Below are 25,540 nucleotides of genomic sequence, written 5' to 3'. Positions count from 1 at the left end.
ACTTTATCATAATTCTCTGGCATCGAATGTCAGATTTCTCATAGTCACTGACGATTACATGTTCAAACGGTCACCACATTAATCGCCCACAGATTCTAGTGTAGCAGTCTGTCGCTGGATGAAAAGTACGCACCTGAATGTAACTACGACTTACTGAGACTGCTTCGGCATTTTATACCGTTCATAATGCGTTTGGCCTCGCAGTTTATGAACCTCAAATATTGCGGTTAGTATGTTTGTCTGACCATAATGTAAATTGCTTAACCAGTTTAGCAACTCATCCCCGTCACGTTTGGCCTGCGGATAGTCATCATATAAATCAACTAAAACTCGTGCCAATCGTCGTAACACCGTCGCCTCCATGTTTTGATCAAACAGTGATTCTTTCCGCATTTGATCAACCACTTCATGAGCCAGTGAATAACGATGTTCGAGTAATAACGTTTGAAGCCAATCTAAATAGGCGTTTGCCAGACCACTTGCCAGATTATTTTCCTGGTCGTACAACTTTTCAAAACGGTGGTAGGTGTTCACAATTTCGTTGAAAATATACTGTTCATGTTGCGGTGACTTAACGCGAAATAATGACAACAGAATGTCCGCTGTTTTGGCATCCGTTAACGTCCACGACTTCAAATTCATGAAATAGGCCCACAACTCATCAATGGGTGTCGTACTCATTTTTAGCGAATGATTGCTGGTAATGTACACCAGTGCATATGCCAAAATCGCGTTGAACCGTTGCAACTGATCATTACTGTGACGATACTGCTCGTAAATCGCCATCAGCTCATCAAGTTGCCAATGATTATACAGTTCCTGAATGTGATGATGTAATTGATCTGGCTCGCTTGCTTGATAACCACGATAAATAAACATAAATTCCGCCATCGTCATCCGCAAATTAGCCACTACGGCAATCAATTTTTCGGCAGAAATACTGTAATCACCGTGTTCAAACGCCGCGTAATAGGACCGCGACATTACGCCAAGATAAACCTCTTTTTGCGTTAGTCCTTTATTGCGTCGAATTTGTCGACACGTAATGCCAAACACTGTTTGTTCCATATGTCCAGTATACAAGACGTATAACAGAACATCACGTTCCTTCGTTTACCTACACTAGCTTTAATCTCAAACGGAGGTAACTAAAATGACCAACTTAGAAATTTTTGATCGTATTGTTCACATCATGCATCACGACTACGCCGGTTTTAAAGACAAGGCAACGTGGGACCATCCGGACGCTTTTCGACAACAAGTGACTACTTCGCTTAACACTGATCAATTGAGCGACATCATCGAGGATTACCTCGCTGATTTTAAGGATCAACATTGTTTTCTGTACCGTCCAAATCACACGGAACTACGGACGCCATTTTTTACCCAGCGGTATCAAAACACATTGTACGTAACTAAAACCTACGACAAGAAAATACCAGTAGGCTCGCAAATCGTCGCCATTGATGATCATTCAATCGAAGCAATGGCACAGCTCTATAAAACGAGATTGGACGCAAATATTGAACACCAAGAATGGTCGCCACTTTTACGTAAAGCACACACCGTGACATTATCTAACGGCACAACACTGACCATAAAACTTAGCAAACGGTACAATCCACAAATTCGGCACGACTATGAACAACTTTCTTCAACAACTGGCCTCATGACATTAGAAGACTTTGCTAGCGCGATTCCAATGAATCATCTATTAGAGCAATATGCCGAAAAACTGTCTCAACTAGACAATTTAATTATTGATGTGCGTATAAACGGTGGTGGCTCAGATAACGTTTACTATCCCTTGTTGAACTGGCTGTTTTCCAATTCAACAACGTTAAACACTATATTTAATAAGATCGACCCAAATATTGTCCAAGAAACCAACTATACGCCAACAAATTTACGCAATCGGCGTCGGATCTTTAACGAGTTTGCCAGCGAAGATGACCAGAGTACGCAAGCCTATTTAAATACCATTTTGAATGACTTTAAAAGGCACGAGCATGCTGGGCTAGCCCACTTCTCAGATAGTTTTGATGATGAGGACACAGTTATTTCTGGACATGCTAAGCCAACCCACGTTTATGTCCTCTGTGACCGCAAGTGCGGAAGTTCCGGTGATAATTTCATCCATATCACCAGCGCATCCCCTAAAGTCACAATTATTGGCCGCAACTCGGCGGGTGTCATCGACTACGCTAACGAAGCCGCCGAAGTATTTCCCGCGTTTGAGTTTTGGTACCCCACAACCAGAACGACTGCCATTGATCAGGGAAAAGGTGTCGACAATATTGGCTATGCCCCAGATATTCACATTCCGTGGACACCGAAAATGCTGACGGAAGATGTCGATTTGAATTATGTATTAAAGAATTTGATTCAGTAAAACGACTCAATTTATTAAATGTTAACGTCATGCCATTGAGGTCTAAGTTTGCCACCTCCAGGTTCTTGCAAACGTTTTCTTTCGCACCTATACTAAAGCCAAGATTACTTAGAACTTGGAGGCTTTAGTATGACAATTGCAGTTCGCTATCAAACTCGTAATGGCAACACAGAGGCATTCGCCAATCAAATTGCAGCAGTGGCTGGTGTTCAGGCTGAAAAAATCGACACGCCGTTGCCTGCTGATCCAGTTGATGTCCTTTTTGTCGGCGGTGGTACTTACATGTTGCGTCCAGATAAAACACTGAGTGCCTTTGTGGGATCTTTAGACGCTACCAAGGTTAAACACATCGCCATCTTCACTACTTCTGGTGGCCCGGAAACGCCGGCCGATAAGTCCTTAACCAAATTGGCTGACAAACAAGGCATTCCGGTGATCGGCCACTTCCATCAAATGATGGGCGGTAAAGGCATGATTGGTGCCAAGAAAGATGTCACCTTGAAACCTGAGCAAATCCAGGCCGTTAAAACGTTTGCTGAAAGCATGCTGGCGCATAACTAAATAATCAACCAGTCTAAGGAAGAATGGTCTATAAATTCAAAAAGCGTTACTTGAATGGTGCGATAAAATGCACTCAAGTAACGCTTTTGAGCTAGCTAAGCCTTCTTATGATCATCTTTTATCGTCCTGAATAGTTCCAGCCGAATATTTCCCTCATTATCTGGTTCCGTTCGGCCGTCTTTATAGTCAAAGCCAAACTGTTTGTAAAATGGCACGGCACTGATGGCAGCCGGAATTTCAATTCGTTTGGATCGCAAAAACACAGGATCATTCATCAGCTGGCGCATCATTTCATGACCGATTCCCGCACGCTGCTGATGGCGCTCAACAAACACCGTTAAAATGATTGCCTCTTGTGGCACATCCCAATAATTGCTAATGCCGCCGCAACCGACGATTTCGTTTACATCGTTCACAGCAACGTAGAAGTTAGCATAATGCGCCATCGCACGAAGATGTGCCGCATCATGTTCAGCAGCCGTTTTTAACATCAGCGCCTCGCCGTAATCTTTAACGTTAACCGTCAGTAACACGTCTTTCACCATGGCGGCGGTTTTCTCGGCATCTGTATCCACAAAGGGACGGATCGTAATCTCACTTGCCATCTGCATCGCCTCCTGTTGGTTACGATCATCAGTGTTTCCATGGTCAAAGTCAATTGCAAATTGCGCACTAAGTGACAAATTTCCAACAATCAAATAGCTTTGTTTGCCGAATTCAAAACAGGCACCGTACAATAGCGATACCAAAAATCATTCAAGTGGAGGATTTACATTATGTTCAAACGAGTTTTCGCACTACTCGGTACGTTTGTCATCGCGCTAACGCTTGTTCTCACCACTCAGACACAAGCAGCCATCAAGCAAAATCATAGCAAATACAACTATTCTCAAACACCGACCATTTTCCTGCACGGTTACGGTGGTGGCCCCTCGTCTGCTAACAATATTATCGCAGCCGTTCAAAAGGCTGGGGCCGCACAAAAAGTGTTGACCGCTCATGTCAGCCGTTCTGGTCACGTAACGCTCAGTGGTAAGTGGCAAACGGGCAAGGTCAATCCACTTGTCCAAGTGCTGTTTGCCAATAACCGTGAATCAAATTACAACAACGATGCACAGTGGGTTAAAAACGTACTGACCACCCTGCAGAAAAGATATCACATCACTAAATTCAACGTTGTCGCTCACTCAATGGGCAATCTGGCCCTCATGTACTACGAAGTCAACTACGGCAAGCAACGTTCACTCCCTCAACTGCAAAAGCAGGTCGATCTGGCCGGTCATTTTGATGGCATCCTCGGTATGGACGACAAAGCTAACCGCAATCATTTGTTAGCAAATGGCAAGCCACAGCATCTTAACAGTTCATACAGGTACATGCTGACACACCGTAATAATTATCCAACGAATCAAGTTGACGTTATGAATATCTACGGCAACCTCGGTGACGGCTCTAATTCTGATGGCAGTGTCAGCAACGTGTCAGCGCAATCACTGAAATATTTATTAGGCAGCAAACCAAAAAGCTATGTTGAGCACATGATCAAAGGATCGAATGCCCAACATAGCAAGTTGCATGATAACGATGAAGTTAACCGGTATATTATTCAGTTCTTGTGGGGAAAATAATGATTTAACCTTAGATCAGCTCATGTTGATAATCTATGCCGCCTAACGACTTAAATTAATCAATTTCCAGATTAATGTTAATACCATAGCTATGATAATCGTCAAAACGACAGTCATACCAATTAACACCCCTGAAATCTGAGTGATGCCCCATCCCAAGGCAGCTAACAGCAACGTCAACAAACAGTTTAGCGTAATCGCAATAATCACTGCTAAGCTAGGCTTACTCCGCCAGAACGGCCTAGTTGTTCGGGTCATCAGAATCGTTAACATCGCACTAAAGATTAAATAAACATACAACCCTGTGCTAACCTGACCTGCTGAATAACCCATTTTAACTAATGTCGTTGCAAACACAGCCCCGACGATAGTCCATCCCGCTGCAAACACGCCTGCTACCTTGCTTAAGTTACTCAGGTTCCATTTTTCTGGCTGTAACCTAATGTGCGTGTTATCCGTTCCGAGAACCAACGTTACCAAATCATTTAGAATCGCTACCAATATCATGGCATTCAATGTGAGAGGCATAAAATGAAAGACTAGATAACCAAACGTGAGCAGCATTGTTAGTTCAGCCGTTCGCGAAAGCTTGGTAATCGTCCAAGTCATCATTCGTTGATAAACGCGGTGTCCACTATCGAGGATTTTAACGATTAAGCTTAAGCCATCCGTCATGAGCACTAGCTTGGCTGATCGTTTGGCTAAATCCACCGCATTTGCCACAGCAATCCCCACTTCGGCCTGTTTGAGTGCCGGCGCGTCATTAACACCATCGCCAGTCATGCCAACGATATAGCCACGACGTTGAAATTGCTTGACCATCGCTAACTTATTTTCGGGGACAACTTCTGCGATTCCAGCTAACTTGTCAATCGCTGTGTCATTGTTTAAATCGGCGAAGGGTAAAACGGTTCCGTTTAAACCAACTTGATTGGCAATAATTTGGGCCGTTTTCCGGTTATCACCAGTCAGCATTACTACCTTCACGCCGCGCTCCTGCAATGCCTGAATCGATGCCGTACTGTCAGCACGTGGTTGATCCTGCAAGACAAAGATGCCTAATAATCGATTGTTCCGCATTACCGCTACCGTTCGGCCAGCATTGTAATCAACCGTTGCGGGAATGGGAGTTTGACCATCGTCAATCGTCATCAACCGTTTGAGCGCCCCAAGGTAAATGGATTGTCTATTAGGCCCAACGATTGCGACCGAATAACCAATAGTCGCATCAAACGGTTGAAATTGTTTGACGGTTAATGAGCGGTCGTTCTTGTCTGCCGCGTAATTGATGATGGCTTGATCAATGACACTTGAGTTAACAATGTCCGCCGCGCTAATAGCGTTACGGATCACCTCATCGTCCGTCAATTCAGATAGATTATAAAACGCCGTTACCTGTGGGCGATTGACAGTAATTGTACCCGTCTTATCAACCAGTAAAACATCCATGTTAGCTGCTTCCTGAATTCCGCTTAAATCACTAACTAGTACGTCTTCTTTACTCAATACATTTGCTTCTACTGAGTTGGCAACTGCAAAACTTGAAGGCATCGCAATCGGAATTGTCGCAATAAAGAGCATTGCCAAAAACGGTAACATTTCAATCAAGTTTTCGTGTCGGACGACGGCAACAATAATCATGATAACGGCTAAGATAGCATCCAAAATGGCAAGATAACCAATGATTTTTCCTAACAGTTGTTGCAAGTGACCAGGGGCAGAATTTTGATTAACTAAACTGATTGTTTTGCCAGAACGACTATTAATCCCCGTTGCCGTCACAATTGCTAAAGCATCACCGCTCACAACTTCTGTTCCAGCAAATGCCCGCTCGCCTTTCTGCCGCTTGACCGAATTCGATTCGCCAGTAATGCTGCTTTCATCCAGCTCAAGATCTGCCGACACGAGTTTCACATCTGCAGGCACAATTTCTCTACTTCGCAAATTGATTAGATCACCAACCACTAGTTTCTTAGCATCCATTTTTTGCCATTGCTTTGATCGGCAAACGGAAACCTGAGGGGTTAGTTCGTGCGCAAGTTGATGCAACACCTTGCTGGATCGCCCAGATTGAATTGCACCGTTCACCGCAGCGAATAGTAACATCAAAACAATAAAACCAGCCTGAATCTCTTTGCCAAGAATAATTTCAATCACTAATGCCGTTTCGAGAATCCATGCTGACGGTTCCCAAAGGCGGATAAGTATGGCCTTCCAAAAATTGAATTTTGTTTCCGAAACTTCGTTAAGTCCATTTTGTTGAAGACGTATTTCGGCCTCCTGGCGACTTAAACCGCCTAGCGTCAATTGTTTATCCATAGCTAATCGACCTTTCCAATATAAATAAAAAAAACGCCTACTGCACGAAAAATACACATGCAGTAGACGTCATCAAATTATCAATAATTATTTGCGGCGAACGTCATCGCCTATTAAGTTTTACACGGGTATTGTATCGCTTAACTTTGATGAATTCAATCTTTTGCGATTATGATGTTTGAGAGGATTAATCCTTTGACAAAGTTTAAACATGTGCTTATATTTTGCTAAAAAGGTGGTGAGCGTGATGACTAATCAAAGTTCTATCGTTAAACTACGACCTTGGGGTAATAGTAATGGAATAATTATAAGCAAAAGTATTCTAAAGGCAGCCAATCTGGAAGTCGGTGACAATTTAAAAATTAAGACCAAAAAATCAAATGGTAAAACAATTGTTGAACTTGAACCAGTTACCCAGACACTGTCAGAAAAATACGCTGAATATAAGGGAACTCCTGAAAGTTATCAACAGCCTAATGATCTCAAGGACTGGGACACACCCTCAACTGGACAGGAGATTTGGTGATGACAGAGTCACAATATTTGCCGAAACAAGGTGACATCATAAAGCTTAGTTTTGACCCTTCAAAAGGCCATGAGTAACGAGGCTGGCGACCCGCAGTGGTAGTTAGCAAACAAATTCTATCTCACACATCACCTTTTATGTGGTTGGTGCCAATCTCACATGGAAATTACTATCATCCGTTGCACGTTAAACTCGATAAACGCACAAATACTAATGGCACTATTTTCACAGAACAACTGAAATCTTTCGATTATTTAGAGGGACAACCAGTATTGGTGGAATCATTACTCCAAGATCTTTTATCGCAAGTCCTTACTAATATCACGCAAACAATCTAATATCGCTTCAAGAAAAAATGCCCTTAATTATTAGACTTCAAAATAGCCAATAATTAGGGGTATCTTTTATTGCATCCAGTGGACATTGTATACAGTATGTTAAAGTTAGTTATCTTGTTCCTGCGCTCGTTGAATCTGTGTCATGGTTTCCAACCAATCATTGGTCAACGCCTGTTTGGCCGCCTCAGCATTATGATGATCAATTGCGCTTAACAACGCTTCGTGCTGCCGACCATTGATGTCAATACTGACATTGTGGTGACTGAAAAAGTATGTTTCAAACCGTAAAATGTGACTGTATAGGAAATCACTAAACTGCGTTAAATATGGATTGTCAACAACCGCTAAAACCTGTTCGTGAAAAGCTCGGTCAACGCTCAGCTCTGTTTCAACATCTTGTTTATGCAGCGCCGTCGTTAACCGCGAATCGATTTTTTGCAGTTCATCACGCTCGGCAGGACTAATTTTGCTGACCATTAGCTGAGCAGCTAGTCCTTCAATGGCGGCCATTGGCTGGTATAACGTTGCTACGTCATCATGATACAGTGGCGCCACCCGCGTGACTTGACCTGTATTCATAATGACGAAACCATCCGTTGCCAAACGTTGTAAAGCCTCACGTACTGGTGTCCGACTAATCGAAATCGCGTTTGCCAATGCGGTTTCTGCCAGTTTTTCGCCTGGTTCTAGCGTGCCATCAATCAACCAGCTGCGAATTTGCTGATAAGCATGGTCTGTCGCCGTCTCACGTTTGATCGGTTGGCTCTTTGGAATGGGCATATTATCCACCTCGTTTGAAATATTACATACACTATACACTAATTGTTAACTTGGCACGCTAAATTGACATCTGGTCTAGAATACAGATGTCGCATCATTTATAAACTCGCGGATTTTACTAATGTTAACTAATTCGAATCAGTAAAGGAACTAATATGACAAACACCATCACGCAAACGGAGATTCGGCACCTGCGTCTCCAAAATAGTTTACTGGTTAACCCTGCCAATAGAACGCTGTCACAAACGGTCGATCACTTACTGGGTATCCAAGCCCAATACGGCAATGCTGCATTACTAAATTTATATAATCGAATCGACAACATCGCCCCGCAAGACTTTCAAACAGCCGTGCAGGCGTCACCAATCGTTAAAGCTTGGGGCAATCGGCAAACTTTGCATCTCTTCACGCAACACTCGTGGCAAGAATTCGTCACCATTTTCGGCGACCGTGCCACATGGGTCACTAAACACCTGCGCGAAAACAACATCGATCCGAAGAAGGCATTCGACCACTTTCACACGTTTGGCCAAGCTCATCCCCACTTTACCCGTGACGAGCTGTTCGCTGAGTTTGGCGAGCAAGCCCCCATCCTCTTCACTTGGAGTGCTCTGCTGCTAGACGAATCAATGCACGGCCGGTTGTACCTGCCTGCCATTGCCGCCACCAATACCAGTTTCACCGCCTGTTCGCCAGTGCCTCAGCAATCGCTTTTACCGACACTTCAGCGTTATGCAATTGCCTACTTTACCGCTTATGGTCCGGCCACCTTGCAAGACTACGCCCACTTTGCTGGCCTTTCCCAAACGGCGCTCCACTTTACGGAGATGGATTTGAGCAGTTTGGCAACGTTTGAATACGCCGGTAAAACGTACTACGGACCCACAGATAATTTGCCCGCCAAAATGCCTGCGCTCATCATGCTATGCAAGTTTGACCCCCTACTGATTGGCTATGCGGACAAAACGTGGCTCACCACGAAACATCAAAAGAAGATTTGGCATACTGGCGGACAGATTGAGCCGATTATCCTAATTGATGGTGATTTGTACGGCACTTGGCGATATCAACTCACAACAAAGAAGCTCAATGCCACCGTGGAAGCATACAAGATTATTAATAAACAGCGCAAACGACTGATTGCACGGCGGCTAGCCGAATACGCCACTATTTTTGGACGAGCGCTTGGAAAAATCACGTACACTGGGAAAGCCTATGGTGTGAAAAGTTAACGCGTTGCATTGCAATCACATCAAAAGCAGCCTCCAAATGAGTTGGTTAAAACCATTTCATTTGGAGGCTGCTTTTATTTCAAATAACCCAATTTACTTTTTATCACGCTTGGGACGGTACAAACCAAATCCCAATAGGCCCAAAATCAACCCTAGCAGAGACAGACTTTGTTCAGCATGTTGCCCTGTTTTCGGTAGTGCCGTGGTCTTAGCTTTCGTAGTTTGAGATTTTTGGGAACCAGACGCAGATGAAATCTTTGGCAGGCTGTCCCTTGCTACTCCTACAGACACGTTTTCTTGATTTTGCGTTGAAGATTCAGTCGCAGCAGTCATGCCAGGTTTGGCTATGGTAGATGATTCTTGACTTGAATCACCTGCGGATTTCTGATCGTTTGTTTCACTCTTAATAGCCGTGACATGGACAGTTACTGTCTTACTGATGCTGTTTCCTTGACTGTCCACGTAACTGTACGTTACTGAATAATCGCCCGGCATCTGTGAATTTACATTACCGGCTACCTTCACATCGTTTAGTTGCAGCGGCTTGCCGTTAGCGTCAGTCGCGCCATCAAAGTTATCACTGGCAGTCCATGTGGTATTGGGACCAGCAACTAGATTACTGTCATGGCCGTCTACACTTGCTTGGCTAGCGGTGACGTGAACGGCAACAGTCTTGCTGACATTGTTCCCTTGACCGTCCACATAACTGTACGTTACCAAATAATCGCCGGGAATTTGAGGATTTACACTTCCAGTCACGTTTATATCACTTAACTGTAGCGCTTTCCCGTTAGCGTCAGTCGCGCCATCAAAGTTATCACTGGCAGTCCATGTGGTATTGGGACCAGCAACTAGATTACTGTCATGGCCGTCTACACTGGCTTGGCTAGCCGTGACATGAACAGTTACTGTCTTACTAATGCTGTTGCCTTGACTGTCCACGTAACTGTACGTTACTGAATAATCGCCAGGCATCTGTGGATTTACATTACCAGTTATCTTCACATCATTTATTTGCAGTGGATTGCCACTTATATCAGTTGCACCATCAAAATTATCAGCAGGCGTCCACGTGGTATTGGGACCAGCAATTAAGGAGCTGTCATGACCTGATACACTAATTTTGCTAGCTGCAACGTGGACAACCACCATCTTGGTGACATTGTTACCTTGGCTATCTACATAACTGTAAGTTACAGAATAGTCACCAGGCACCTGTGGATTTACAGTGCCTGTTACTTTTATATCACTGAGTTGCAAGGCCTTTCCATTGGCATCAGTTGCGCCGTCGAAATTATCGCTAGCAGTCCACGTGGTATTGGGACCAGCAACCAAATTACTATCATGGCCGGTTACACTTGCCTGGCTTGCTGCGACGTGAACAACCACCATCTTGTTAACATCGTTTCCTTGGCTGTCTACATAACTGTAAGTTACAGAATAATCACCAGGCATCTGTGTATTTACGCTGCCAGTTACTTTGACGTCACTTAACTGTAGTGGTTTGCCATTGGCATCGGTCACGCCATCGAAATTATCACTGGCAGTCCACGCTGTATTGGGACCGGCAATCAAGTTACTGTCGTGACCCTTTACGCTCGCCTGACTAGCTGTAACGTGAACAACTACCGTCTTATCAAAATTATTTCCTTGGCTATCCGTATAACTGTACGTTACAGAATAGTCGCCCGGAACCTGTGGATTTACGCTGCCGGTCACCTTGACGTCACTTAACTGCAACGGTTTGCCTTTAGCATCAGTCGCGCCGTCGAAATTATCGCCTGCGGTCCATGTCGTATTCGGGCCGGCAATCAAGTTACTGTCGTGACCCTTTACGCTCGCCTTACTGGCTGTGACGTACACGCCCGCCGTCCAACTAACGTAATTTCCTTGGCTATCCACATAACTATACGTGATTGAATACCCACCAGTAACCTGCGGATTTACGGTTCCTGTGACTGTCATATCACTTAACTGTAGTGGCTTGCCATTAGCATCAGTTGCGCCATTGAAATTATCGCTAGGCGTCCACGTAGTATTCGGGCCGGCAATCAAGTTACTGTCATGTGCTGATACCCACGCTTGAGTGGCTGTAACATGAACAACTACCTTCTTGCTGACATTATTGCCTTGACTATCCACGTAACCATACGTTACCGAATAATCGCCGGGAACTTGCGTATTTACACTACCAGTAACTTTTACATCGACTAATTGTAGGGCCTTGCCATTGATATCAGTCGCTCCATCAAAGTTATCACTAGCCGTCCATGTCGTCTTTGGGCCGGCAATCAAGTTGCTATCATGACCGGTAACGCTAGTTTTAACGCGCCCAACGGTTACTGTATAGGTATGTCCAGCAACAAATGTTTGACCTGAACTCCATTGTGCTGGTGTGAGAGTTATATCATCCGTTAACGTGCCATCGTTGACATTTATATCAGTGTTAACGTACATCGCCGGATCAAGTCCTAAAGCGACTAACGAGTCAATAAAACCTTTTCGAGAATACTGAGTTCCATCCTGCCCAACTTTGGTCAACACCTTGATGACTTTATTAGTTTCGGCATCAACTATGTTATAGGTATCCGTCACCGTCGCATGTGTATAGGTCAATACCCTAGTAATGCCAGAATAGACAATCCCCATTAAGTTTGCATCTGGGGCATTTATGCCTAGCGAACTCGCTGACATTGTGGGATATGATCCACCGCCCACTGTGTAATTACCGGAACCAGCAAACAGCACGCCCTTCGATGCTAATTCATTCATCGTATTGGCATTCATACTTATTGCCTTAGGGGTTGTGCTAACATCCGCACCCGTGTGAACAGGTAGATGAAGAACTGGCCAACTAGACGATATGTTTGCATTGGTGTCATTAGCACCATCATTAGGTCTGAAATAATAAACCTGCCGGCCGTCTGTCGTATCATTCAATTGGTAAGCTGTCATAGAATCAATTGAAAAGCCCTTTGCCTTCATTTGGGCCACTAGATCATCCGCCGCCGCTTGCATAACGGTCAAACCTTGTCCCGTAATCGATGTCGGCAACACAACATAAAATCCATATAGTTGCTTATTTAAATTGGTAACACTGTACGGAAATAAATCAAAAACACCAGATGCATTAAATAAAATATAGTCGCCCTGACCAGTCACAAAGAAATTGGACAACGCCGGTGCCTGATTTAATGGTGGCGCAGTGACTTGAGATGCACTTGATAATGTGAAACTCGTTTGAACGGGTGTCACTTGGGCTTGGTGTGTAGGATTCTGTTGAACAGGCTGTGCTGTAGTCTCCGTGTCGCTCTCAGCCTGACTAGTTACACTTTCTGCCGAAGATAATTAGCTGTCCCCCATTGAAGCTTGACTCGTTGCACTTGATACAACTGAATTTTCCTTAGCAGATTGGGTATTAGGATCGGCGCTACTTGCTGAATGGCTGTTAGTGTCCGATAAGGTAGTCGATTGCATGTTTGAATGCGCAGCGCTAGATGAGGCTACGGCACTGCCGCTCAGGGCATCCTGTTTTTGTTCAAACTGACTCGTTGCTTCTGTGCTTCTCGATGCACTTATTTCACTACTTGGTGTCGAAGGGGACGTATTGCTATTCACTGCCGCGCTCGGGGTTGATGATGCTTTTGAAACATCACTAGTTAGTGTGCCTTCTGAACCAGTATTACTCGAAACCGCGCTTGAAGCACTTAATGCATGCGCTGTTTCCGTCGTCAAATTTGTTGTGGTCGCTTTGATTGCGGTTGCATCTGTTGATCCAGTGTCTGCATGAACTATTTCAGAAATTCCGGAATAGGTAAAAACACCAAACATTCCAATCGTCAAAAATGCTCCTGGAATCCAAGCTCGTTTCTTTTTGGCTGCATCTTCATACGGTAATTTGTTATAGGCACTAAATTTCATATCTAGTTTCCCTCTTTATTGATTTGTGTCCGAACGTAACATTTACAAGGAACACTCATGTTTTGTTTAGTCTGCTCTAAGCAAGTCAATAACACGTCGATGTTGATGATGAAAACCGTTGATTTGCCAATCGCAAATTCAATCGTTTTACATTAGCTACTACAAGTGTTACCCCCTTGATTTTTTAGCGACTACAATATATCATTGTGCTTGTAAATCGTCCACAAGATGTACTCGCTACAAAAAGATAAATTTGTGACGGGCTAATCGGGAAAATAATATATGTATACCAATTCGTGTATATGTACTATTCAAGCGTGAGCCATTTATTGACTAAGGCTTTTAAAATTTGAGAAAAAGGTTGGTATATGCGATAATCCCTTCATGATTGACAGATGAAATATCATAATTCATCTATCAATCATGGAGGGATTTTTCTATGCCTAGATCAAGACATACAACACGACAAAAACTGGCAATCATTATGGAGTATCAGCAACAAGAAATTTCTTTAAGCACCTTCGCCAAGATGAAGCGAATTACCCCCAAGACACTGAAACGTTGGATTGGACTTTTCCAACGATATGGACCTGCAGGATTACAAGCAGTGCGAAACAATGCCCACTATTCTCAAACGTTTAAACTAAGGGTCGTTCAAGCATACTTGGCAGGCGAAGGTACACTTGAAACGCTTAGCATAAAATTTGGTTTACGTGGAACACGACAACTTGAAGAATGGATTTCAAAGTATAATGGAGACAAATTAACGGCTTCGCCGTCTAGAAAGCAGGTCCCCATCATGAGTCGAAAAACAACTTTCGAAGAACGCATTGAAATTGTCGAATACGTTGTTAAGGGTGAACATAGTTACACTGAGACAGCTAATCATTTTCAAGTTTCATATCAACAAGCTCGCTCATGGGTCTTGAAGGCCAAAAATGGTGGTTATGAGGCACTAGTGGATAACCGTGGTCACCGCAAACCAGAGCACGAACTAACTGATTTAGATAAGGCCAACCTCCGCATTCGCCAGTTAGAATCGCGGCTCAAAGATCAGGAGTTATATAAAGCATTCGCAAAAAAATTACAGGAACTTCAGCGCAAGGGGTGAATCAACAACACCGACTGGCCTACCACGCAATCAAGGAAGTCAGTCAAGGACAGCACGGAGCCATCACAAAGTTATTAGGCCTTATTGGGATCAGCCGTCAGGCCTATCATAAAGGTTTGAATCGTTCAGAGACTGCTTGGGAGCAGCGAGACCGAGCACTTAAGGAACGAACACAGTATTGGTTCGATTTTCATCACCAAGGTATCGGAGCTGGAAATCTCTTGATCAATCTCCAACATGATAAATTGATTGACTTCCCAGTTACGATAAAAATGGTTCGTCGTGTGATGCGTGAACTCGGACTGAAATGTCAAATTCGGGTTAAGAAACATCATCGACGTAAAGAAAGTGAGCAGTATATCTTAGACAACGTGCTCAACCAGGACTTTGACGTGGAGGTGCCCAATGAGGTCTGGCTGTCTGATTCAACAGAGTTAACGTACGGCGTAAACGGCCAGTACAAGATGCGCTTAAGTGGCGTCATGGACCTCTATGGACGCCGATTGTTGTCTTACAATCTTAGCGTTACTGAGACTGCGGCAGCGGAGATTCAAGTTTTTCACCGTGCGTTTGAGGCATCTGGCGATGTTCATCCACTGGTGCATACGGATCGTGGCCCAGCGTACACAGCCGGAGCATTTAATAACTTTTTAAGTCGTCATCATGTCCCGAGAAGCATGTCTCGTCCAGGAACACCATATGATAACGCCCCAATGGAACGCTGGTGGAATGAGTTCAAACTTCGCTGGATGGATCGTCATCCGCTGGCAAAGACCTACCAAGAGCTCGTGGAGTTGGTTGAAGACGGCATCGAATACTTCAATCATCATAATCGTTCGGCACAAAGAAACGGCCTCACTCCAGATGAATACTGGAATGAAGCCGTTTAGAGACAAACAAAAGTTTATATTATTTCATCTGTCAACTTGACAGGGCCTAGTGCAATATTAACTATGGTAATAATTTATACCACTCCATCTAATCGACCATCTAGAGAAGCTGTTCAATGGTTTAAAAGACATAACGTGCCTTTTACTGAAAGAAGGATCACTCAGCATGATCGATTGTCAGTTAAGACCTTAAAGCGACTCATTGCTGCCTCAGAAGATGGTGTAGATTCCATCTTGGCTCGTCGATCAACATCTTTGAAATCAATATCTGGCGTAGATGCGATGAGCTTGAATGATTTGTTACAGATGATGAGCCTAGACAGTCACTTGATTCATTTTCCACTCATCTTTGATGACGAGAGAAACCTCTTGGTAACCCACGGTCAAGAAGAACTCGGCGTATTCATCTCCCACAAAGAACGGATTGCTGAAATGCGGGCACTTTTGGCAAGCCATGGGTAACACGCTTTCAAAAGTTACTAAAAGTCCGCGCTTTTTTCTTGTGCGGACTGAGCCAATTCTTCACTAATAAAAATAGGTTTTTGTTCAATTACTAGTTCCAATAAGTTGTGTACAACTTATTGGAACTGTAAAGTGCAGTGATCACCAATTACATGTACAGATTTAAGCAAAATTTGAATAATTTCACTCTGCAAAGAAGGGCCTTACAAGATGAAATACTCAAAACTGAAGCAACATTATAAAATGTATAAGTCTGGTAAGCACTGGGTGTACATGGGAATAACAATATTGACGGTTTTCTCAGTTGACCTTGCTGTTGCTAACGTGAATGTCAGCGCATCCACACCAGATACACCTTCTCAAACGTTTAATACAGAAAGCTCTGACTCATTGGCATCTAGTGGTCAGTCAGCAAGTGATAATACTCACACGTCAACCGTGTCGTCCCATGCAGATACATTAAAAAAATCATCTAATACATCAACAATTGCCAGCAAATCTTCGTCATCAGTTTTAAATGTACCAAAACCTGAAAATGACTCTTACTCATCATCAAGTAGTTCTACAGTATTGACTTCTCATGCCGCAACTGTCTTAGATTCATCTTCAAACGATGTAAATTCATTGACATCTAATCATTCAGGTGCGCCTGTCCAAGCATCTTCGCCGTCCCCCACGTCTAGTTCTGCTAACTACCAAGCCTCCAAAACCATGTCGGAAGATAAATCATCTGACTCACGTAGCTTGACTTCACAGGCTATCGACACTGAACAATTAAATCAGGCCGCGAACGATTTAAAGACGGCACTAAACGGTGCAGTTAAATCACATATTCTTACGAGTAACCAGGAAATGACCGTTCAACAAAGTTTGGACCAAATGATTAGCAGCGTAAACAACGACGGAGTTTCAAACACACTTGATTCTGATAATTTCTATAATGCTCTATCAGATATTGTATCAACCTTTCAGGTTCAGACATCATTGCAGGGACTGCCAACTTCACTTAGCAATCCGATTTTCGAGGCTGGAGATGCAATTCATGTGTTTCTCAATGAACAAAGCGGCCTCGTCCAAACTGCCACTAGCATTGCCCGCCTCACTGAGCTACTAAACAAACTGACTATTTCCATAAGTCGTTTTGAATCGTCAACAGGATCTTTACCAGACGATGTCGTGGGTCAATACGTTCAGAGAATTGAAAACATTAGTGAGTCCGCTGGTTCGTCTCAAATCACTGATTTTATCGATGCCACCTTGAAGACGGGAAAAATCCTTAATGACTATGTGCAAACACCGGCTTCAATAGCGGTCAACAAAGGAATTCAACAAATAATTGATACGGGTTCAATGGGAGACATATCTCAAATGTTGTCCATTCTCAATACTGCGTTTGCCACACAATACCCGGACTTATCTGCAGCCCAAATAACAAATATTGTCCAGGACTTTTGGAATCGCTTTATACAGTGGGGAACAAGCGGTGACTTAAATCAATCTCCAGAAATGCCTGTACAAGAAGATGGCTTCAATATCGTTCCAGTCGCTATACCAGGACGCATCATGGAGCAGATATCTTCAGACTGGCCATATGCAAACGTAAACAGACTATGGAATGCAGCCGCGACAAAAATATTCAATACCAATCCCGATTCACAAGAGTCAATCCAAACCATCTTAGGCGAGACAGAGTATCCAATTATTCAAGACCTACTACCTTTAATCATATGGGTTAAGGTGCCCGTTACACCAACACCACCGACTCCACCAACGCCGCCGACTCCACCGACTCCACCAACACCACCGACTCCACCGACTCCACCAACACCACCTGCTCCACCAACACCGCCTACTCCACCGACTCCACCTACTCCACCGACGCCGCCGACTCCACCAACACCACCTGCTCCACCGACGCCGCCGACTCCACCGACGCCGACGACACCGTCTACTCCACCAGCACCGACGACACCTACTCCGCCTAGCCCATCGACACCGCCTACTCCACCACTGCCAACACAGAAGATAAAACCGATCACAAACACGAGACAATTACGTCATGAAAAATCTCAGGCCTCAAATAATGTATTGCCACAGACCAACCAACAGGTTTCGCTTACGGCTGAAATTCTAGGTGTTGTTTCAATGGGTTTAGGATTGCTCGGGTTCAACTATAAAAAGCGTCACTGAAAAGTCGTCAGTATTTGCAAGAAATTAAATTAAGATTGTCGTTGTCTCAATAGCGTTTGAGAATGTATTGTCTTTAATCAAAAGGAACAGAATAGGAGGTAGGGGCTTGAAACTTTCATCGTTTATTTACCAAAAACGGTACTATGCGCCCCAGTTATCCCTACCCCCTTCCATAAGCTACAATCGACAATCTTTAGCATGTCACTCAGCTAGTAAAAGTCACAGCGGGCTCTCACCGCCTAGCACTTAATATCATATGCATGCCGAGTGCGCCTACAAAAATAGCGTCACTTCCATCGCGGAAGTGGCGTTATTTGTTTTGTATTAACTTCATTTTTAGCCTGTCTCCAGGCTAGCTAGTCTGGCGATTAGTTGGGTCAGTTGGTTTGAAAACGAAAAATTGCATCAAATTCAACTTAGCCCAGTTTAATAAGTGCTTGCTGTCTTTTCAGACTCCACCGCTTGACTAGCATAGGTGCCAGCCAAATATCCCGAGGAAATTCCCCATGTATTCATCATGCTTGGCATGGAATCATGGCCGTTAGCACCGCCCACAATTTCACCCGCAGCATAATAACCAGTCACATCCTGATCGTCTGTATTCTTAAGTTGCATGGTCGACGGGTCAATACTATAACCACCAAGCGTTGTCGCAAACCGATCACGTTGCTCAACAACGTAGAATGTTTCACCGTCAAACTGATGTAAGTACTGCGCATCACGACCAAAGTCTGGGTCTTCTCCCGTTTTGGCCTGTTCCTGATAGTGTTGAACCGTTTTAACCAATTGATCAGAATTGATGCCAGCTGCCTGAGCAACCTCACGTAGACCGCCTTTAACAAACACTGGCTTCTTGTCTGGATTATCAAAGTAGCCCTTAATCTCAGCCGCAGTGAAATCATGTAGCACCAGCAAAGCATAAACTTCTTTCCAAGTGCGTTCGTCCATCACCATAAACGCAACTTTGCCCGGCTGATCAAGAATAGCATCTCGGAACTTGGCGTAAACGTCTGATTCATTAACGATCCGCTGACCACGGTTATTCACATAAATGGCGCCCATGTCAGTGGCTTTTTTTGAAGCGTACGTTGTCAGTTTGGCAATCCCCGGCTCCACTTCAACACCATGTGGATAAACTTTGTACCAACCGAGATCGTGTGATTTCAAACTCAGTTTGTCATTAAAGCTGTACGCATCCCCCGTAGATGTCATTGGGCCATAATAGTCGATACCTTCACTTTCAGTGCCACGCATCTTCTGATTGGCACCATACCCACCTGCGGCCAAAACAACAGCCTGTGCGTGAATAGTAATCGTTTTATTTTTAGCTTCTGCTACAAGACCAGTTACACGATCATTATCGGTCAAAATATTTTCAACACGGGCATCTAAAAGTATTTGACCACCGTTTTGTTTAAATGCCGCTGGAACCTTTTTTATGAATTCAAAACTAGAAGCACTCGGCAACTCAATCTGTCGTTCCACAGAGTGCTCGGGCGTTTGTGTTTGAGCTTTTTGGTACTCGAGATCCGCATAGTCGCTGACAAAATCGATTGCTGAACCGATATTATTTACCATTAATTTAGTTAACTCAGGCAAGTTCGTGTTACGACTTTCTTTTGTCACATCATTGAACAATTGTTCCGGTGAATCTTGCTGTTCTGGGAAAATGCGCGCCGCAACCTTTGAACCAGTGGCCGTCACGTTAGAACCATTAAGAATAGTTGCGCCACCAAGATAACCGTTTTTTTCGACTAAAATCACCTTGTGTCCCAAACTGAGTGCCCGACTAGCGGCAACCAAACCGGCTTCACCACCACCAATTACGGCAACGTCTGCGGTTAGTTCAACATCCTGATGCTCCGTGTTTGTTGGAACCGAATGTAACTTAACAGCAGCCGCGTTAACCGCAGACCTGGCCGATGTTAATAGGGCTTTTGTCATCACGGTCGCACCACTGATCGTATCAACATCAAATGACTGGTTAGTAATAATATTTTGCTTAAGTGTGTCAACCACCTGATTAAAAATACCGGGCGTTTCAGAATGCTTTAACACCTTAAAATCGTCGATATGGTCATTTGAAACATCCACTTCATAATTAATAATACCGTTGTGACCATTAGCCTGGCCGGTAATTTGCTGTTCATTGCTCATAATGGATTCTTCCTTTACTTATCTTTCCAAACCACGAGACATTAATATTTTATTCTGACGGGTAACAAAAACGGCTTCGACATCTATCATATGATCAACCAATTCGAGCCCACGACGACTACCTGCAAAGAAACAGACCGTCGTCAAGATTTCAGCCAATGTAGATTCCGGTGTCACGATGCTAACAGAGGCAAGATCGTTATCAATTGGATAACCAGTTAACGGACTAAGAATATGATGATATCTGTAACCGTCAACAATGAAGTATCGTTCATCAATACCAGAAGTCACAACACTTTCTGCCACCGTACTTATTGTCGTCAACGGTTGCCCCGTTGGTTGTTGCGGATTGCGAATGCCCACATGCCACCGGCCATCCGAAGTTAACGGATTGCGGCCAAACAATTGAACGTTACCACCAAGGTTCACAATGCCAGCTTTCAAACCATTCGATTGCAACAGATCCATAATTTGATCGGCAAAATACCCTTTGGCAATCGCGCCCAGGTCCAATTCCATTCCACGCCTATTCAGATAAACCGTTTGCTGCTCATCATTCAACAGAACATCATCGGGTTTGATAAGCTGCAACCGTGCCTTGATATCTGCTGGATCTGGCAACCGCTGTCCATCGAAACCAATTCGCCATAGTTTCACAAGTGGACCGATCAAGACATTAAAACTGTCACGGTATTTGCGACTCGCCACTACACCCCGTTTGATCAGATCGTACAACTGGCGTGGTACTTGCACTGGTTGCACACCAGCTTGACGGTTAATCTTCATCAACAAGGAATCCTCCCGATTAGCTGAAAATATCCGATCCGCATCCTGTAAGTAATCGTAAACGGTCTCGACTACAGCCTGATCGCGTTTGAATAAGGTCAGTGAAATCACCGTGCCAAACATTTCAAACTGAGAAACGTACTTTTTTGTAGTCACTTCGTTCGACACCGCAATACCTCCTGACTCACACTGCCTGATCAATGATAAACTACGGACCGACCAACAATCAGTCATTTGGTCGGCCCATCTGTCATGCTATTCTTGTTTCTAGTTCAACTTCAAATCTTCTAGTTCTTGACGTAAATTCTGTAGTGGAATCTGTCCTGGTGCTGAAGCGGCACCAACTGTTGCAAACGTTAATGCAGAGCCAAAAGTTTCACCCGCAATTCGAGAAACTTTGCCCAAATCACCCATCGACATTGTAATCAGCGGCTGATTTACCGACGCTGCAGTTTTAGTAGTGGCCGTTAATAACGTCAGAACATCGTTAGCGTTATGAGGCATTACTGCCATCTTGGCAACATCAGCGCCGAGCTCAACCATACCTGTTAAACGTGACTGAATTTCATCAGCAGCTGGTGTTTTGTCAAAGTCATGATTGCTCATAATGACGACTACATTTTCTTCATGGGCCTCGCCAACTAATCCTTTCACGGCTGTTTCATCATGAAAACGTTCAATATCTAGTGCATCGGTAAAGTGCCCTTGAAGAACAGTCTCGCAAACCTTGAAATAACCATCATCGGCCAATGCCAGTTCGCCGCCTTCACCTTTGGTTCTGAAGGTCGTTAGCAACGCAATGTCACCAAGAATTTGGCGCAATTGCTGACCTGTTTGGGTTAACTGCCCTGCATCCAACACACCATCAAAATAATCAATTCGCCATTCCACAACATCTGGTTTGACCGTGACGATCTTCTGAGCCTGTTCACCAATTTCATCTGCTGTTTTACCGGTAATCGGCACCGCAATTTTCGGACGACCAACACCAAGAGTGATGTTTCTGAGTTTAACTGTTGCTTGATTGATCAAGATTAGTCTCTCCTTTCGAGGCTTCCACTTCTTCTTTGCCAAACAAATGATAGTAACGAATGGTGATTAACACCGCAACAACGAAACCGGCTAATGCGATGAAAACATCAAACAAGATAATATTTGCTAGATTGCTTGCCATCATCCCTGTAAACAGTGGAATCGTAAACGAGGCAATGGAACCAGCTGTATAGAAGGCCCCAGTGATGGTTCCTTTCCCTTTAGGAAAGAAAGTAGACATAACGGTCAATCCTAGTTGCATTACGCCTCCAGCCGCAGAAAAACCAACTACGAAAGACATGATTGAACAAACTAATCCATTCGGAACGAGATACATAGTTAGTAATGATAAAAATGAGATTAAAGTATATACACCCAAAAACTGAATTTCTTTGACAGCCTTTCTAGCCAATGCGGCAGTGACAAAAACGCAGACCAGTGAACCAACACTGTAATAACTAATCAAAGCTCGGGAACTTGTTTCACCCATACCAGCAATCTTTTGACCATATTGACTCAACCACTGACTGACTAAATAAAATGTCGCTTGGGAAATGTATCCGTATAAAATAAACAATGTCCCATCAAACCACAAATTCCCTTTAGATTCAGCTTTTTCATCTGTTAAATCATCTGCTTGTACATCCGTTGGAAGTTGATTGGCCACTGGAAATTTACCAGCAATAATCAGGAAAATACCGTTCAACACCAAAATTGCAATACAGATCATGAACGACCAGCCATACCAGATGTTTCCCGCAATTAAAAAGCTGACAAACAAAGGCAAAATAAATTGACCAGCAGAAATAAACGCTTTGATAATTACATTGGCTGTTCCCTTCGCCTTTGGAAACATTTCCATTAATGCTGGATAGGTTCCCGAATCTAGGAAGGAGTTAGCAATCCCGGCAAGAATACCAAAGATATACGCAATCGTAATGTTTGGACTAGCCACAATACCAACGAAGAATAAGAGATATGTGGCAATACCAAGTAATACAAATGGTTTACGACCAAATTTATCCGATAATGCACCCGAAACAAGTAGCACTAATAATCGACCAATTCCTAATGAAGAAATGACTACTGCAACTCCGCCGGCGGTCGTGTGCCAGTGTTGTGCTAGTTGAGCCATATTTTGTGCCAAAATAATGACACCTATCCCATGCACAAAGTAGTTTAAGTACAAGCTCAGTGCAGTCGGCATATACTTATTTTTCATAACCTGTACTCCTGCTATTTACTAGCCACTTTATCGTCATTGAAGAGAAGGTCGCGAATATAGTCAACGGGCATGCTTTCACCCGTCCATAGTTTAAAGGCTTCTGCACCTTGTTCTAACATCATTCCTAATCCGTTAAACACATGCTCAACACCGGCTTGTTCAGCTACTTGCATCAATTTCGTCGTTCGCGGTGCGTAAACAGTATCAAAAACAATCATATCTTTACGGAACCAGTTTGGGTCAGTGACCAACGTTTCATTTTCAAGAGGCTTCATCCCCACACCAGTTGCATCACAGTAAATCGCTGCGTCCTGAATTTCTTTCTTAAAGTCATCTTTATCTTCAATAGAGTGGAGTGTGGCCTTGCAATCAGTCTTTTCATTAATAATGTCCACGTTGCGTTTAGCATTGTCCCAGAATTCATCGTGAATGTTAAAAATCGACATTTCTTTTACACCGTCTAGTGCAGCCTGAATTGCCACAGCAGTTCCTGCACCCCCAGCGCCAGCCAAAGTCATCTTCTGACCACGAATGTCTAATCCTTCATCTTTCAATGATTGCATAAATCCTGTACCATCGGTGGTGTAACCAGTTAATGTTCCGTGATCGTTAACAATTGTGTTAACGGCACCAACCATCTCAGCGGCAGGATCCAATTTATCTAACAATGGAATGACCTTTTGCTTATTAGGCATTGAAATATTGGAACCACGCATATCCAACGTTCGAATCGACTGAATGGCACTCGGTAGAGAGTCGTTGTCGACTTCAAAAGCCAAATATGCATAGTTTAATCCTAACTTTGCAAAAGCATTATTATGCATAGTTGGCGACATCGAGTGACGAATCGGATAAGCCATCAAGCCAATTAAAATTGTGTGTCCATCAATACGTTCAGTCATTTCAATCACTCCTATTTTCTTGTTCCTAAGTATTTGGGTTTCTTTGTTACTCAATTCACTAGTTATGTTAGCGGTTACAAACATACAAATAAATAATGTTATCTTGTTCGATTAATAGAATTCTTCTATCATTCATCTAAGAGGTGATCCCATGAATTTACGTCACTTGCTTTTCTTTCAAGAACTTGCCAGAACTCAACATATGGCTATTGCTGCTGAGCACCTTGGAATTTCACAGCCATCTTTAAGTTACGCCATCAGTGGATTGGAAAAGGAATTAGGTGTTCCGCTGTTTGAACACGAAGGACGAAACATTAGGCTCACGCGTTTTGGGAAAACTTATCTAACCTACGTAGACGCCGGTCTTGCCAAATTGTCTCAAGGTGAAACGTTAATTCAACAGCTTATGGATGCAAATACGGGCCATATTGATTTAGGGTTCACATATACACTTGGTCAAGGATTGGTACCCTCGGCGATTAACGCCTTTCAACATTCGGATACCAATGCTCATATCTCTTTCTCACTTACTCAAGGCAATTCCTATCAGCTATTACAAGATTTACGTCAGGACAAACTAGATCTCGTTTTAGCATCTCGCATTCAAAAACTCGGTGACACTGACGCCAATAAAGAATTCCTTTTTACACCATTAGTAAAGCAGGAAATCGTTTTGGCAGTCCCTATTCACCATCCTCTGACACATAAAAAGAATGTCTTTGTTAGTGATATCGCTAAATATTCGCTAATCGCTTATTCTCAAAGTAGCGGGCTTCGACCATTACTCGATAAAATTTTGGAACATTCCGGAATTGAGCCCAAAATAAAATATGAAGTCGAAGAAGATTACACTATCGTTTCATTCGTTGAACATGGTTTTGGCATCGCACTCGTACCGAATTTGCCTCAACTAAAACAAGAACACGTTAAGTTAATCCATCTGACTGATAATTATGTAGCACACCAGTTATATCTGGTCACAAAAATCAATCAATTCATGGCACCTTCAGTCACCCGCTTTAAAGAATTTTTAATGCGATACTGTGCTTCCGACATAAACGGCTATGAATGATTAATTACCAAAACTT

General features: G+C 43.5%; 21 protein-coding genes, 1 pseudogene and 1 riboswitch. Of the genes and pseudogenes, 11 read left to right on the top strand and 11 right to left on the bottom strand.

Going from position 1 to position 25,540, the window contains the following annotated elements:
- Positions 1–150 precede the first annotated feature (150 nt).
- Positions 151–1,068 carry a helix-turn-helix domain-containing protein gene (locus LROSL1_RS01365; RefSeq protein WP_178913472.1) on the bottom strand — a complete coding sequence of 306 codons (918 nt, stop codon included), beginning with the start codon at positions 1,066–1,068 and terminating at the stop codon, positions 151–153.
- Between the two features lie 85 nt (positions 1,069–1,153).
- Here LROSL1_RS01365 and LROSL1_RS01360 point away from each other — a divergent pair, with 85 nt between their 5' ends.
- Complete coding sequence (locus LROSL1_RS01360; RefSeq protein WP_178913471.1) at positions 1,154–2,392, top strand: S41 family peptidase; 1,239 nt, start codon at positions 1,154–1,156, stop codon at positions 2,390–2,392.
- Positions 2,393–2,521: 129 nt separating this feature from the next.
- A complete protein-coding gene (locus LROSL1_RS01355) occupies positions 2,522–2,953 on the top strand; it encodes a flavodoxin family protein (protein ID WP_178913470.1) in 432 nt (143 codons plus the stop codon).
- A gap of 95 nt (positions 2,954–3,048) precedes the next feature.
- Here the strand turns inward: LROSL1_RS01355 and LROSL1_RS01350 are convergent, their stop codons facing one another.
- A complete protein-coding gene (locus LROSL1_RS01350) occupies positions 3,049–3,558 on the bottom strand; it encodes a GNAT family N-acetyltransferase (protein WP_178913469.1) in 510 nt (169 codons plus the stop codon).
- A 171-nt stretch (positions 3,559–3,729) separates the two neighbouring features.
- Here LROSL1_RS01350 and LROSL1_RS01345 point away from each other — a divergent pair, with 171 nt between their 5' ends.
- Positions 3,730–4,581, top strand: a complete 852-nt coding sequence (locus LROSL1_RS01345; protein WP_178913468.1) for an alpha/beta hydrolase — start codon at positions 3,730–3,732, stop codon at positions 4,579–4,581.
- Between the two features lie 42 nt (positions 4,582–4,623).
- On the opposite strand, the gene LROSL1_RS01340 is transcribed toward LROSL1_RS01345, so the two are convergent.
- Entirely contained in the window at positions 4,624–6,900 is a 2,277-nt protein-coding gene (locus LROSL1_RS01340; protein ID WP_178913467.1) for an HAD-IC family P-type ATPase, read from the bottom strand.
- A 56-nt stretch (positions 6,901–6,956) separates the two neighbouring features.
- Positions 6,957–7,020: riboswitch (Fluoride riboswitch) on the bottom strand.
- A gap of 127 nt (positions 7,021–7,147) precedes the next feature.
- Between LROSL1_RS01340 and LROSL1_RS01335 the strand changes: the two genes are divergently transcribed.
- The gene (locus LROSL1_RS01335) at positions 7,148–7,426 is read left to right on the top strand and encodes an AbrB/MazE/SpoVT family DNA-binding domain-containing protein (RefSeq protein WP_178913466.1); all 279 of its coding nucleotides are present in this window, start codon (positions 7,148–7,150) and stop codon (positions 7,424–7,426) included.
- A 92-nt stretch (positions 7,427–7,518) separates the two neighbouring features.
- Positions 7,519–7,764, top strand: a pseudogene (locus tag LROSL1_RS01330) (type II toxin-antitoxin system PemK/MazF family toxin); the annotation flags it as partial.
- 105 nt (positions 7,765–7,869) lie between these two features.
- Here LROSL1_RS01330 and LROSL1_RS01325 read toward each other — a convergent pair.
- Entirely contained in the window at positions 7,870–8,544 is a 675-nt protein-coding gene (locus tag LROSL1_RS01325) for a GntR family transcriptional regulator (protein WP_178913465.1), read from the bottom strand.
- A gap of 155 nt (positions 8,545–8,699) precedes the next feature.
- Between LROSL1_RS01325 and LROSL1_RS01320 the strand changes: the two genes are divergently transcribed.
- The gene (locus LROSL1_RS01320) at positions 8,700–9,776 is read left to right on the top strand and encodes a DNA glycosylase AlkZ-like family protein (protein WP_178913464.1); all 1,077 of its coding nucleotides are present in this window, start codon (positions 8,700–8,702) and stop codon (positions 9,774–9,776) included.
- 93 nt (positions 9,777–9,869) lie between these two features.
- Here the strand turns inward: LROSL1_RS01320 and LROSL1_RS01315 are convergent, their stop codons facing one another.
- Together LROSL1_RS01315 and LROSL1_RS01310 are read right to left on the bottom strand one after the other, a co-directional pair.
- On the bottom strand, positions 9,870–13,031 hold the full coding sequence (locus LROSL1_RS01315; RefSeq protein ID WP_178913463.1) for a bacterial Ig-like domain-containing protein: 3,162 nt from the start codon (positions 13,029–13,031) through the stop codon (positions 9,870–9,872).
- A gap of 93 nt (positions 13,032–13,124) precedes the next feature.
- Entirely contained in the window at positions 13,125–13,697 is a 573-nt protein-coding gene (locus tag LROSL1_RS01310; RefSeq protein WP_178913462.1) for a hypothetical protein, read from the bottom strand.
- A gap of 439 nt (positions 13,698–14,136) precedes the next feature.
- Between LROSL1_RS01310 and LROSL1_RS01305 the strand changes: the two genes are divergently transcribed.
- The 4 genes from LROSL1_RS01305 to LROSL1_RS01290 all read left to right on the top strand — a co-directional run bounded on the left by LROSL1_RS01305 (position 14,137) and on the right by LROSL1_RS01290 (position 18,350).
- On the top strand, positions 14,137–14,808 hold the full coding sequence (locus LROSL1_RS01305; RefSeq protein ID WP_178913461.1) for a helix-turn-helix domain-containing protein: 672 nt from the start codon (positions 14,137–14,139) through the stop codon (positions 14,806–14,808).
- Entirely contained in the window at positions 14,805–15,698 is an 894-nt protein-coding gene (locus tag LROSL1_RS01300) for an IS3 family transposase (protein ID WP_178913460.1), read from the top strand. The genes LROSL1_RS01305 and LROSL1_RS01300 overlap by 4 nt, the downstream gene beginning before the upstream one ends.
- A 63-nt stretch (positions 15,699–15,761) precedes the next feature.
- Positions 15,762–16,160: an ArsC/Spx/MgsR family protein gene (locus LROSL1_RS01295; protein WP_178913459.1), complete on the top strand. Its 399-nt coding sequence runs from the start codon at positions 15,762–15,764 to the stop codon at positions 16,158–16,160.
- 210 nt (positions 16,161–16,370) lie between these two features.
- Positions 16,371–18,350, top strand: coding sequence for a KxYKxGKxW signal peptide domain-containing protein (locus LROSL1_RS01290; protein WP_178913458.1), 1,980 nt, complete (start codon positions 16,371–16,373; stop codon positions 18,348–18,350).
- A 426-nt stretch (positions 18,351–18,776) separates the two neighbouring features.
- Here the strand turns inward: LROSL1_RS01290 and LROSL1_RS01285 are convergent, their stop codons facing one another.
- From LROSL1_RS01285 to LROSL1_RS01265, 5 genes are all read right to left on the bottom strand, one after another.
- Positions 18,777–20,507 carry an FAD-dependent oxidoreductase gene (locus LROSL1_RS01285; protein ID WP_178913457.1) on the bottom strand — a complete coding sequence of 577 codons (1,731 nt, stop codon included), beginning with the start codon at positions 20,505–20,507 and terminating at the stop codon, positions 18,777–18,779.
- An 18-nt stretch (positions 20,508–20,525) separates the two neighbouring features.
- Positions 20,526–21,461, bottom strand: a complete 936-nt coding sequence (locus LROSL1_RS01280) for an FAD:protein FMN transferase (RefSeq protein ID WP_225440542.1) — start codon at positions 21,459–21,461, stop codon at positions 20,526–20,528.
- A 99-nt stretch (positions 21,462–21,560) separates the two neighbouring features.
- The gene (gene aroD, locus LROSL1_RS01275) at positions 21,561–22,322 is read right to left on the bottom strand and encodes a type I 3-dehydroquinate dehydratase (protein WP_404825827.1); all 762 of its coding nucleotides are present in this window, start codon (positions 22,320–22,322) and stop codon (positions 21,561–21,563) included.
- Positions 22,303–23,547 (bottom strand): MFS transporter, encoded by a 1,245-nt coding sequence (locus LROSL1_RS01270; protein ID WP_178913455.1) that lies wholly within the window; start codon positions 23,545–23,547, stop codon positions 22,303–22,305. The genes aroD and LROSL1_RS01270 overlap by 20 nt, the downstream gene beginning before the upstream one ends.
- Positions 23,548–23,561: 14 nt before the next feature.
- Positions 23,562–24,452 (bottom strand): shikimate dehydrogenase, encoded by an 891-nt coding sequence (locus tag LROSL1_RS01265; RefSeq protein WP_017260674.1) that lies wholly within the window; start codon positions 24,450–24,452, stop codon positions 23,562–23,564.
- A gap of 151 nt (positions 24,453–24,603) precedes the next feature.
- Between LROSL1_RS01265 and LROSL1_RS01260 the strand changes: the two genes are divergently transcribed.
- Positions 24,604–25,524 (top strand): LysR family transcriptional regulator, encoded by a 921-nt coding sequence (locus tag LROSL1_RS01260; RefSeq protein WP_178913454.1) that lies wholly within the window; start codon positions 24,604–24,606, stop codon positions 25,522–25,524.
- The last annotated feature ends 16 nt before the right edge of the window (positions 25,525–25,540 follow it).

Source organism: Furfurilactobacillus rossiae (assembly GCF_013394005.1).
GTDB classification, from domain to species: Bacteria; Bacillota; Bacilli; order Lactobacillales; family Lactobacillaceae; genus Furfurilactobacillus; species Furfurilactobacillus rossiae.
This window is presented reverse-complemented; position numbering and strand designations above follow the sequence as displayed.